This window comes from Endozoicomonas atrinae, from assembly GCF_001647025.1.
GTDB classification, from domain to species: domain Bacteria; phylum Pseudomonadota; class Gammaproteobacteria; order Pseudomonadales; family Endozoicomonadaceae; genus Endozoicomonas; species Endozoicomonas atrinae.
This window is the reverse complement of sequence record NZ_LUKQ02000175.1, coordinates 1-11,560: the sequence shown is the minus strand read 5'-3', so window position 1 is coordinate 11,560 and position 11,560 is coordinate 1. Positions and strand designations below refer to the sequence as shown.

Annotated in this window: 9 protein-coding genes; 1 reads left to right on the top strand and 8 read right to left on the bottom strand. The window is 47.2% G+C overall.

Annotation, left to right across the window (positions count from 1 at the left end; translation table 11 throughout):
- Positions 1-309: 309 nt before the first annotated feature.
- From AK963_RS19750 to ahpC, 3 genes are all read right to left on the bottom strand, one after another.
- Positions 310-1,230: a homeobox domain-containing protein gene (locus AK963_RS19750; protein ID WP_083232786.1), complete on the bottom strand. Its 921-nt coding sequence runs from the start codon at positions 1,228-1,230 to the stop codon at positions 310-312.
- Positions 1,231-1,410: 180 nt separating this feature from the next.
- Complete coding sequence (ahpF, locus tag AK963_RS19745; RefSeq protein WP_066017154.1) at positions 1,411-3,006, bottom strand: alkyl hydroperoxide reductase subunit F; 1,596 nt, start codon at positions 3,004-3,006, stop codon at positions 1,411-1,413.
- A 213-nt stretch (positions 3,007-3,219) separates the two neighbouring features.
- The gene (gene ahpC / locus AK963_RS19740) at positions 3,220-3,789 is read right to left on the bottom strand and encodes an alkyl hydroperoxide reductase subunit C (protein ID WP_066017153.1); all 570 of its coding nucleotides are present in this window, start codon (positions 3,787-3,789) and stop codon (positions 3,220-3,222) included.
- A 171-nt stretch (positions 3,790-3,960) separates the two neighbouring features.
- Between ahpC and AK963_RS19735 the strand changes: the two genes are divergently transcribed.
- A complete protein-coding gene (locus tag AK963_RS19735; RefSeq protein WP_066017152.1) occupies positions 3,961-4,719 on the top strand; it encodes a sulfite exporter TauE/SafE family protein in 759 nt (252 codons plus the stop codon).
- Positions 4,720-4,744: 25 nt separating this feature from the next.
- Here the strand turns inward: AK963_RS19735 and AK963_RS19730 are convergent, their stop codons facing one another.
- The 5 genes from AK963_RS19730 to AK963_RS19710 form a co-directional block, all read right to left on the bottom strand.
- Positions 4,745-5,578 carry a hypothetical protein gene (locus AK963_RS19730; RefSeq protein ID WP_139117539.1) on the bottom strand — a complete coding sequence of 278 codons (834 nt, stop codon included), beginning with the start codon at positions 5,576-5,578 and terminating at the stop codon, positions 4,745-4,747.
- A 533-nt stretch (positions 5,579-6,111) separates the two neighbouring features.
- Positions 6,112-7,413 carry an OmpP1/FadL family transporter gene (locus tag AK963_RS19725; RefSeq protein ID WP_066017150.1) on the bottom strand — a complete coding sequence of 434 codons (1,302 nt, stop codon included), beginning with the start codon at positions 7,411-7,413 and terminating at the stop codon, positions 6,112-6,114.
- A gap of 490 nt (positions 7,414-7,903) precedes the next feature.
- The gene (locus AK963_RS19720) at positions 7,904-8,293 is read right to left on the bottom strand and encodes an SET domain-containing protein-lysine N-methyltransferase (RefSeq protein ID WP_066017149.1); all 390 of its coding nucleotides are present in this window, start codon (positions 8,291-8,293) and stop codon (positions 7,904-7,906) included.
- A 164-nt stretch (positions 8,294-8,457) separates the two neighbouring features.
- On the bottom strand, positions 8,458-9,828 hold the full coding sequence (locus AK963_RS19715; RefSeq protein ID WP_066017148.1) for a DUF1329 domain-containing protein: 1,371 nt from the start codon (positions 9,826-9,828) through the stop codon (positions 8,458-8,460).
- A gap of 18 nt (positions 9,829-9,846) precedes the next feature.
- Positions 9,847-11,382, bottom strand: a complete 1,536-nt coding sequence (locus AK963_RS19710; protein WP_066017147.1) for a DUF1302 domain-containing protein — start codon at positions 11,380-11,382, stop codon at positions 9,847-9,849.
- Positions 11,383-11,560: the final 178 nt, after the last annotated feature.

Genomic DNA, 11,560 nt, shown 5'->3' with positions numbered 1-11,560 from the left:
GAAAATCAACATCATTAAAACCTTCGGGTAGCTGTGGTCGACGAGACATCTGTTCTAGATAATGCATGGTAATGATGCCTAAGCATAGTTGGCGGCAGCTTAAGGATTTAGAAAATGCGATTGGTATAAGTTCTACTGACACCCGAGACAAACGCATTTGCCATTCTCCTAAGTGAAAGAAAAGACACCGTTAGTCTAGGCTGGGAACACTGATAGCTATAAATATCTTGGCAATAAAATCGAAAGTTCCTTCGAGAATTAGAGTGCAGTTATACATGAGACGAGTTTATTCTAAGTGCGCCTCTTCAATTATTCTGCCTGCTCCTGATTCGGTAACGAATCAAGCCAACCCTGAACTCTCTCAGATGAGGATGATGACTGACGTGAATAGTGTCCTGATGAAGAAGTATGCAACTCACTGTCAGGAGCACACATGTGGGTAATTGGAACAGTGGATAGGTTTTGGCTTGTCGATGACATGCAAGATAATTGATGCAAAATCTGAGCAGCACTCATCCCTCCCGTTTTGTTGGCTTCAGATACCGGAGTAGGTAAAGGTAAGCCTCGTATACTTTCAGGCTGATTTACTCCCATTGTGGCTAAAGATGATTGACGCTGCATAACAGCACCGTTGATAGTGTGCGAAGCCTCTGAAGCCGCTTCTTTTTTAGCTTTCATTCGTTGATTTTGGAACCAGACCTTAACTTGAGATTCTGTAAGATCTAAACTATTTGCTAACTCTATTCTTCTTGCCTTTGTAAGATATTTATTCTCGTTAAACTCGTTTTTAAGACTCAATCGCTGCTGAGCAGAAAATGATGTTCGTTGCCTTCTTATTTTTCCAAATGCAGGGGCTCTTTCTGAATGACCCGGTTCGGCTTCTTCCAAACGACCTGAAGCAGTACCTGTGGTGAATTCACTTGAGGTATTTGCTCCACCAGTTAAAAAAGAGCGTTGATAAGGGAAAGAGTTTATCACCTGGGAAAGTGGATTCAGGCTAGCAGCTTGTTGGAGGCAGTAATTTTCCACACTCCTCATATGGCCTTGGCCGGATAAAAAAGGTGTAAGGCCGGAATGACTTGTGACGGTGTGGTGGCCTGAGTTTGATAGCCAGGGCACAGAACTAAAAGCTGATCCTTCTGAGGGGTGAATCGCTTCTCTGGCAGGTAATCCAAATGAAGACTGATTTATTGGATTCATCAAAAGTAGCCTGTTGAATGTTTTCAACATTCTATAGTCTTGAAAACCTAGACTGTCACCTTTTAAAAGTATTTTTATATCAATCTCTACCCATTAAGCTTATTAAGCCAGTGCCAGCAGAGAAAATTTATTCACTGCTATTTGACTCTTTTTATTAAAAAAGCCCTGCAGAAAAACTGTAGGGCTTTCATCATTATTGCTCGTGCTTACTTATGCAGCTTTTTGTTGCTGAGGCTCTGGCGTACGAATCAGATAATCAAACGCTCCCAGTGCTGCAGTAGCGCCACTGCCCATGGCAATGATTATCTGCTTGTAAGGGGCTGTGGTTACATCACCCGCAGCAAACACACCTGAAAGAGACGTTTCACCCTGGGCTCCGACGATAACCTCACCACGTGGTGTCAATTCCAGAGTACCTTTCAGAAACTCTGCATTTGGTACCAGACCAATCTGGACAAAGATACCCGACAGTTCAACCGCTTTACTCTCATCGGTTGCCCGGTCGGTGTAGCGCAGCCCGGTCACCTTCTCTCCATCGCCCAGCACTTCAGTCGTCAGTGCTTCGGTAATGATATCGATATTGCCCATGGAGCGCGCCTTGCGCTGCAGTACTTCATCCGCTCGCAGTTTGCTGTCGAATTCCAGAACCGTCACGTGTTCCACAATACCGGCCAGGTCAATTGCCGCTTCAATACCGGAGTTACCTCCACCAATAACAGCAACTTTCTTACCCTTGAACAAAGGGCCATCACAGTGAGGGCAGTAAGCGACACCTTTACCACGATACTCCTGCTCACCGGTCACATTCATCTCTCTCCAACGGGCACCGGTAGCAATGACCAGTGAGCGACTCTTCAGGGTTGCACCGCTTTCCAGTTCAACCTGGATCAGGTCACCCACCTGTTCCGCCGCAACAATCCGGCTGGCACGCTGCTGAGTCATGATATCCACATCGTAGTCACGAACATGCTCTTCCAGACTCGCCGCCAGTTTAGGACCTTCAGTTGCCTTAACAGAGATAAAGTTCTCAATACCGACGGTATCCATCACCTGGCCACCAAAACGGTCGGCAACGATACCAGTACGAATACCTTTACGGGCACTGTAGATTGCAGCAGAAGCGCCAGCTGGGCCACCGCCAACTACCAGCATATCAAAAGGGGCTTTTTCAGAGATGGTTTCAGCCTGACGCTGAGCAGCTCCGGTGTCCAGCTTGTTCAGGATCTCCTGAAGGGTGATACGCCCCTGGGCAAACAGTTCACCGTTCAGGTAAACCGATGGCACAGCCATGATTTTCCGCTCATCCACTTCTTTTGGGAACAAGGCTCCATCAATCATCACATTGGTAATGTTTGGATTCAGCGCTGACATGATGTTCAGTGCCTGCACCACATCCGGGCAGTTCTGGCAGCTCAGGGAAACGTAAGTTTCAAAGCGGTAGTTACCTTCCAACGCTTTTACCTGTTCTGCTACCGCTTCATCCACCTTGATCGGGTGGCCACCACTGTGCAGAAGGGCCAGAACCAGAGAAGTAAACTCATGTCCCATGGGCAGGCCGGCAAAGCGGATTTCACTGCCCGTCGCCGCAGAGCGAACCAGCATGGAAGGTTTGCGCTCTGCTTTCTCGGAAAGAGAGTTATCTGCCTTAGCAACAGATACCTTATCAGACAGGCTGGCAATGTCGTTTGCCAGAGATTCCATCTCAGCGGACTTATTGCTGTCGTCCAGGAATACCACCAGCTCAACAGACGTTTTCAGATTCTGCAGGTAGCTCTGTAACTGAGTTTTCATATTTGTGTCGAGCATGGTCGCACCCCTATTTATTTCAAAAACGGTATTGGTAAGGCGAAAGATGATTTTTTACTTTCTTTTATCAGGCTTGTTCTGAACAGGCTCTTCAGAAAAGCGGCTTTAAAGCTGACCAGGAATGTTGAACAACGGTTTACTCAGCATTCCTGGTCAGCCTTTGAGCCTGCCCGGACTGGCGGTCCGGGCAGGCAATCAGCGGCGATCTATTGCTTAGATCTTGCCAACCAGATCCAGGGAAGGAGCCAGAGTCTCTTCACCTGGCTGCCATGCAGCTGGGCAAACTTCACCGTCGTGCTCAGCGATGTACTGGGCAGCCTGTACCTTGCGAACCAGGTCTTTAGCGGAGCGGCCAATGCCCAGGTCGTTGGTTTCGATGGCCTTGATTTCACCTTCTGGATTGATTACAAAGGTGCCACGCAGTGCCAGACCTTCTTCTTCAATCATCACACCAAAGTTGCGGGTGATGGTACCAGTTGGATCGCCGATCATTGGGAACTGGATTTTCTTGATAGTTTCAGAGCTGTCGTGCCATGCCTTGTGGGTGAAGTGTGTGTCAGTAGACACGGAGTATACTTCTACGCCCATGGCCTGCAGCTTCTCGTAATGGTCAGCCAGGTCACCCAGTTCAGTTGGGCAGACAAAGGTGAAGTCAGCTGGGTAGAAGAACACGATAGACCACTTGCCCAGCAGGCTCTGTTCAGTTACATCCACAAACTCGCCATTGTGGAAAGCAGTGGCTTTGAATGGCTTGATAATGGTGTTAATCAGAGATTGAGTCATTTGATTTACCTTTTCGGTTGGCTTTCTTTGATAATGTTGTGTCTTTCACGTGATAAAGATTACGACCAAACCGTCGAACATCAAAATTAATTAAAAGAATACCCCTAATAGATTTATTTAATTGACAAAAATTCGGATTGCCGAACAAAAAAGCGACAACAGGAACGGATTATGGAAGTCACGATAGTATCATCCGCAATACTGATCACACTGGGCGTGCTCGCAGGCATCATCAACACCCTGGCTGGCGGCGGCTCCAACCTGACACTGCCAGCCCTGATGGTGATGGGCATGCCAGCTGATATTGCCAATGCCAGTAACCGGGTTGGCATTTTCCTGCAGAGCCTGACCGGCGCCCTTGGCTTTAAGCATCATAACCGTCTGGAAACTGCCGAAATTCTGCCCATGATAATCCCCACTCTGGCAGGAGGCCTGGTGGGAGCACTAACCGCGTCTTACAGCCCGGAGTGGATATTAAAACCCATGTTGCTGGGAGCCATGGTCACCATGAGCCTGATTATGGTGCTGCGGCCCACAATGATTGTTCCACCCGAAGGCTCGGTTCCATTAAAGGTTGCGGACTCTCCCCAATCCTGGGTCGGCCTGACCATAGCAGGATTCTATGGTGGTTTTGTCCAGGCAGGTGTGGGCTTTATTCTACTGGCAGCAGTATGCGGCGTTCTCCGTTACGATCTGGTGCGTGGTAACGCCCTGAAGCTGGTCTGCACATTGGCTTTTACGATCGTCGCCCTCGTTGTCTTTATTGCCCGTGATCAGGTCGCCTGGATTCCGGCACTGGTGCTCTCCGTTGGCTATATTATTGGCGCTCACCTTTCTGTGAAGTTTGCCATTAAGGCAAAACCAGACACACTGAAAAAGCTGTTGCTGGTCATGACCATTTGCGGGTGCTTTGCGGCGATGTTTTTTTAAATAGCCTGCAACAAAAATACTGCTGTTAAAAGCTTATCCGGGCATCGAACGGTAAGAAACTCATTTTTGTTGGTTCAACAATAAGATGAGTTCTACACTCCCCATACCACCCCACAAATGGATAGGTGCTATCAGCTTCTTTAACAAGCAAACTGGCTAAAGTGCTATCTAGACCTGTAAAGTTACCTTGCTGATATGCTTTATAGTTAATAATAATAAAATCAGGGTATTTTGGGTCAAACCAGACAAAAGTACAGTTAGGATCAGAGGCATGATTGATCAGCAAATGGGGTAATGATAAATGCTGAAATCGCCAAAATTCTAATTTGTGTAATTCAAAGGCCCTGTTATTTATTTGTGATACCCCTTGTGGATTGAATCCATGCCCTGCAGTAACACCAACTCTGTGCATTGGCAGAGCCTGCCTGGGCTGAGAGAGTGCCGCCATCGGAGGTCCCTGTATAGGCACAGCAGGAGCTCCGCTGCTATTTCCAACACGAACCAACTGCTGTCTATGTCCCCTGGGAATCCCCAGGGAAATACTCCCTTGCTTCAAAGCTTGCTGCTGGCCTGCAACCTGACTCTCTGAACGTCTTGATACTACAGCAGCAGGTCTTGTATAAGGAGGGGGAGCATGAGTGCGCAAACGAGATACAGGCCCGACACCCTGGGAGGATAGAAGGTTTGCAGCGATAGAGTGCTGCTGAGGATTGGCATGTCGGATAGGTTCGTTCTCGGCGCGAACCAAAGCAGGCATTTGACCAGTAACTGGATACCTTGGTTGAACGTGGCTTTGATTGACTGCGTTTTCAGAAGCATATGGAGCAACCTGACGAATCTGGCCTGGCTGTGAATTCATTAGCTGGGGCCTGACTCCCTCCATGGTTGGGGCACATCCCTGCTGCTCACTAACAGAATCCAATGATCCGACAGCAACCATCGGTTTACTTACTTCAGTTTCAGTATTTTCTGTTCTGGGTATTTGCTGTGGTGAAGTCTGGCCTTGCTGGCTGACAAAATGACCTGCCACCATTTCGCTTGAGATTGTTACTGGTATCTGTTGACTGGCAGGATGCTTATCAGGACTGGCTGAACTTTTTGCCATTAACGGAGGGGGAACAGAATTGAAAGATTGATTTCCCTCGCCTCCAACAGATTGAGCATATACCGGGTTACCCGCGCCGGGAGCTTGATGACCTGAAGCGGGGGCAGGAGAATATGAGCCAGCTGAATTCATCTATAAGCTTCCTGTCTGTTCTCACTAGACAGGGAAACATAGTCAAGAAATAAGTAAGGTGCAGAAAGAATATTCATACTATGAAAAAACCCGGCGACTGCCGGGTTTTTCTTTTTCACTCATTTTTCTTAATTTAGAAAAGAGTTGAGCTAACTTTAGAAGCGCTTGGTTACCGATGCACTGAATACATGGGCAGAGTTGTCGTATTCGCCTTCCAAAGAAAGTGCCGTTGCTCCAGAAGCTGGGTCACCTGCTGAAGTATAGTTGCCTTCATCAATCTTAACTTTGGAAGCAAACATATAGCCATAGGCTGCATCAACGGTCCAATCATTACCAAGCTCATACTTTGCTCCAACAGTTAACCAGTTACGGTCACCATCTGGAATTCGAGCAGTTCGGTAAGCATCTTTAACAGGAGTCTGATCAAAAGCATACCCTGCTTTCAAAGTTAACTGATCGCTGTACTTATAACTACCACCAACTGCAATAGACCAAGTATTTTTCCAGTTTTCTGGTACATAAGTAATCACCGATGGGTCACTAGGATCCGTACCGGAGATTGGACCTCCAGTTTCATCAGACTCAATCACCAGCTTGTCAAAGCGACTCCAACGGGTCCAGGTCGCACCAGCCATTACCGTCCAGCGATCATCCAGTTGATGAGTCACGCTGAGATCTAACTGTTCAGGCAAATTAATATTAAGCTTTGCTTTCTCGACGATTGTCGCTCCACCAAAAGCAGTACCTGTTCCGGTTGCATCCCCTTTAAGGTTCAGTTTGATACTAGAGCGGTAGCTGACCCCAAGAGATGTAGTCTCCACAGGCTGCCAGATAGCACCAATATTCCAGCCATAAGCCCAATCATCACCTTTTACAACAACAGCGCTATCAGGGGCAACCGGGCTAATAAAGCGGCTCAATTCACCTTCTGCATAGGTCGCAAAAACACCCAAACCAAAAGACAGTTGATCAGAAAATTTATAAGCAACAGTTGGCTGAAGGTTTATAACAGAAACATCTGTTTCATTGGCAAGATAGCGACCTGCCCAATCGTCACTATAGTCAGTAGAAGAGCCAAATGGAGCATACATACCAAAACCAAACGACAGTTGATCATCAATGGGCATAGAAAAATAGCCAAAAGGAATAACTGCCGTTTTCAGGAACTCATCATTTGTACTGTCAGTAGTTCCGAGTGCAGTAGTTCCAGTTCCCTTGAAGTCCCCTTTAGGAACAACAACCGCTCCACCTGCAGTCACCTGGCGCTCTTCCAGCAGCGCAATACCCGCAGGGTTAGACGCCATAATGGACGCATCTTCCGCATTGGAGCCCCGACCCGCATAAGCCGTACCCGCAGCAGCCGCTGAAGATTCATTCAGGGCAAAACCTGCAGCACCAGCCTGCATGGCCAATGTCAGTGTCGACAGGGCAAAGAGGGATTGATTTATTTTTTTCATAAGAACTTCCCTTCAGGCACATCTTGAGGTGCGTTTTTATTGTTGTGCGAAAACCGTGTGAATTTTCGTTAGCGGATATTAAAACATTTGTTTGAATTTGAAAAGCAGTGCGCGTTCTTAAGGAAACTTATAGACATTATGTGGCTGGGGGGCACTCTCAAGTAGCCAGGAGATCAGTTGATCACATAAGCTCTCAGGCAACACCCAAAGGACATAAAAGCGAACGGCCCCTAAGTAATAGCCAGATCTTCAAATTAAATCTGTTCGCCGATTGAGTGAAGGTTACCGAATAATACTTTTAAGATATCAATATCGGGTCGTGAAGGTTGAACTGATACAGCAATAAGAATGCGCTATAACGGTTAACAGCTTACTCAGGTACCATTTTCTATAGTGACATGCCATGAAAAGGACTTTTTCGTGAGCACACATAGCTTTAGAAATCACTAAAGTAACCGCCTGAGCAGTGATGATGCTTTTAGTTTTGCAATTACTGCAGGCATGCTCTCAATTCCTCAAACTCCCGATAGTCCTGCAAAAGCTCTTCACCGGCGTTAATATCACAAACAGCCACGATCTGGCAGCTATGCGAGTTTGCGTCCGGGTAGCTTAGAGTGACATTTGGGTCATTGGAGTGATTGCAGAATCGTATGTGATCATGAGCTAAGTGCCACTGCTGATCCTGACGACTGTGTGCACCATAATGAGAAATAAACTGCTGCTCTGCAGCATCAAGAGTAGAGAACTTCTCCTCAGAAATGATCAAATCGAGGTCAGCATTGCCCTGGTAAATAGTGGTACCAGCACTAACAGGCTCTGCAGTGAACAGCCCGTTCCCATGAACTGGACTTGGCTTAACCTGTACGTTTATATAGAACACAGTTTTTACTCATACTGGCTTACCCGGCTCTGAGCATTATAGACATGAAAGAATGACTGTGATTTGAGGAAAGTGTCTACCTGCAGTCTTTCCAGAAAAACAATAAAAAAAGACCGGAGCAAGCTCCGGCCAAAAAACTTTCATGAGATCATCACGAAAGCGTATTAACGAACCCCAAGCTTTTTCAGGGTTGAAGACGTGAAGTAAGAGAGCTCTTTTTCCTCACGGTTCACCACCATTGGCGGATGTGGGTTACGGATCTCATTAGCAAAGTACTCACGGGAAATCAGATCGTGGTGAATGGTTGAACGACGATCCATTCCCGGCATGTCGAACAGGTTAATGGAATTAACCATCGTCGTACGCCAGAGTTCATCACGGTTATCGTACTGATCCACAACAACCGGATTCCAGTGATCCTCGTCGATAAAGAGCACACGGGTCTTGTAGACGTTACGTTCACCCTCTTTCAGCTCAGCCTTGACCACCCAGACTCTATGCAGCTCATAGCGCATATACTTTGGATTCGGGTGCCCCTGGGTCAGCAGCTCATCCAGAGAGACACTGGGGTCTTCAAAGCGGTAGGCGTTGTAAGGAACGTACATTTCCTGCTTACCCAACAGTGTCCAGTTGTACTTGTCAGTGGCACCGTTAAAGCCATAGGACTCATCGGTGGTCCGCCAGTTACCCAGGCCTGCTGGAGAATCATACTTTACGGTTGGCGCACGACGTACACGACGAATACCTGGCGTATAACTCCATGCTGCACGTGGCTCAACACTCTGGTTTACAAACTCATGAACCAGAACAGTTTTACCCTTCTCCCTTGTTGGAGCCAGCGCCTGGATAATAGAAGCTGAACGGGGCAGGTTTTCTTTCTGGAATGTCTCAAAATCCAGTTCCGGATTAAAGTAAGGAGCTATTCGGGTAAAATGGCTGACACCTTCCAGACGGGAGCCATTTCGGTAAACGACAGCATCGGTAATACGGTAGTCAGAAAAGTATGGCCAGTTATTGAACGCCATATTCCATACTACTTCCAGTGGGCCTTCTGGAATCGGAAATGGAACACTGCCAAATGCATTGATGACGCCATTACCGTCTTCCGTCAGCTCAGCACGGGTCGCATTGGCCCGAACCTGCTGGATACTGAAGTCAGAGTACATGGCATCCCGGTGGGTCTTATAAACCGGCATTTTGAAGGTTTTTGGGTACGTCTTGAACAGCGCCTGCATACCCGGCGTCAGTTTATCCTTATGCTCACTCATGTTTTCCGCTGTAATCACGAACAGCGGCTTTTCATCAGCATAAGGGTCCGGATAGTAGTCACCGGGCTTATAACTGGCCGGTGGCTGGAAGTCCGGGTTCCAGGCCGGGATAGTCCCCTCGGCATTACCCGCCATCTCACCTCCGAAAGGCGTCAGATCCTTACCCAGACGGGCAGCTTCCTCTTCGCTTACCTTGGCGGATACAGAAGTGGCCATCAGGGTCATCCCTGCCATGGTCACAGCCAGTAAAGATTTTGTTATTTTCATTATTATCTCTCCAGGCAATTAGAAGGAGTACTTCAGGTTAACGGATACAAAGTCACGGTCAGTGTACTGGTTCTCTTCATAAGATCCGAAGTAGGCACTGTAGTTGATGCCCGCTTCCCACTGGGTCTTATAAATAAATTTGGTTCCTACACTGACACGGTCAGAGTTCTGGCCTTTGGTAAAACCACCAGCAGCCGAGTTGCCATTAATGTTGTGACTAAAGTTTACAGGCACCTCCAGATTGGTTCCGGGGAACACACTGTTGTATTTCAGGGTTACTGAACCTGCAATACCGGCACCGGATTCATCCATGGTCAGATCTGCATAGCCAGGAAGTTCGTTATTATTATTAATGCCACGAACTTCGTTGTAACCAAATTCACCAGAGAAGACGACATCATCGGCAATAGCTGATGCTCCGAAGGAGTGAATGACAGATAGCTGAGCTTGAACTGTATCAGCTATGCGGATAGCAGCTGAACTATTGTTATATCCAGCCGGATTAACAGCTGCATCTTTACGATAAGCAATTTCACCACCAACATTGGTATCACCAATAAGTGTACTGAAGCTGATGCCAATCAATTTAATATCTTCAACGAACTCAGAATGATACCCAGACGGCAAATAAGCAGGAGGGTTAGGCCCGGGGTTATTAAAGTCCAGAACTATCGAAGGATTTTTATCATGGTAATTGATATAGTAAAGCCCAAAGTCAGTACCATAACCCAGGTTTTCAGCATAATAGTTAACGGCGACCCCCCACTGCCCGGTACTTTTTGCATCGATATCCGGGTTATGGGTAGCAACATAAGGCCCTCCCAATGGAAGTGTCTGACCCGCCTTATCTAAAATATCACTGGCCCCAAAGTAGCTCCCACTCTCACTGATTTCATTCTTTGCCCATTCCCACTGAGAATACGCAGCAATGCTTAAACTGTCATTTACATCATACTGAGCAAATACCTGACCAACAGGTAACAGGATATCTTTGACCTCAACACCAGGAACTGTTGTTTTTGTGGCATCAGCAGGACTCATCGCAGAGCTGATTCCGGGAATGAAAAGACTTTCGCCCCAGCTAACTACCTGCTCACCAACCCGAACATTAAGTAACTGTCCCTTAATATCAAAGCTCCCATAAACAAAAGCATCCAGAATCCGGGCATCTGAGCCATGGGCATCTCTGACCTGTTTGCTAAAGCCGTCATGGTTACCGTAACCGTTATAAGTTAAAGGACTGTCATTATCAGTTTTCCCATAATAAGCCCCATCATAGAAAGCACTGCCGCGGATAAAGGCTCCGTAATTTTTATACTGAATATCCGCTTCACTTAGCACACTAAAGCGATTGTTGACCATCGCACCCTTTTTAAAGTTCCGATTACCATCATCATCAATTGGGTTAGCAAGTGCTTCCTGGTTTTGTTCACTCACCCGCCATCCGGCACTGTAACCGACGGTTGTATCCCAGTGAACGGTCACCTCATCAGCAGGCTCGAAAGAGAGTGCATAACTGTTCTGGACAGCACCGGCCGACACAGCGGCAGACACAGCCAACGCCAGGATCGACTTCCTTGGTCTTTTTATAACGCTATAGGCATCGGGTGCTCTCTCAATTTGATAACTGACTCATAGGTTAGCTTCAACCTTTCCAGTCATGAACTCAGACCAAAGTTGTTCCCAGCGCCCCTTACTCTGGATCAGTGCTCTTGTTGTCAAAAGCACTTCC

What these genes read in the sequence shown, in the direction of transcription:
- AK963_RS19750 (WP_083232786.1), bottom strand. Translation starts at nt 1,230, where the DNA reads ATGTTGAAAACATTCAACAGGCTACTTTTGATGAATCCAATAAATCAG.
- ahpF (WP_066017154.1), bottom strand. Translation starts at nt 3,006, where the DNA reads ATGCTCGACACAAATATGAAAACTCAGTTACAGAGCTACCTGCAGAAT.
- ahpC (WP_066017153.1), bottom strand. Translation starts at nt 3,789, where the DNA reads ATGACTCAATCTCTGATTAACACCATTATCAAGCCATTCAAAGCCACT.
- AK963_RS19735 (WP_066017152.1), top strand. Translation starts at nt 3,961, where the DNA reads ATGGAAGTCACGATAGTATCATCCGCAATACTGATCACACTGGGCGTG.
- AK963_RS19730 (WP_139117539.1), bottom strand. Translation starts at nt 5,578, where the DNA reads ATGAATTCACAGCCAGGCCAGATTCGTCAGGTTGCTCCATATGCTTCT.
- AK963_RS19725 (WP_066017150.1), bottom strand. Translation starts at nt 7,413, where the DNA reads ATGAAAAAAATAAATCAATCCCTCTTTGCCCTGTCGACACTGACATTG.
- AK963_RS19715 (WP_066017148.1), bottom strand. Translation starts at nt 9,828, where the DNA reads ATGAAAATAACAAAATCTTTACTGGCTGTGACCATGGCAGGGATGACC.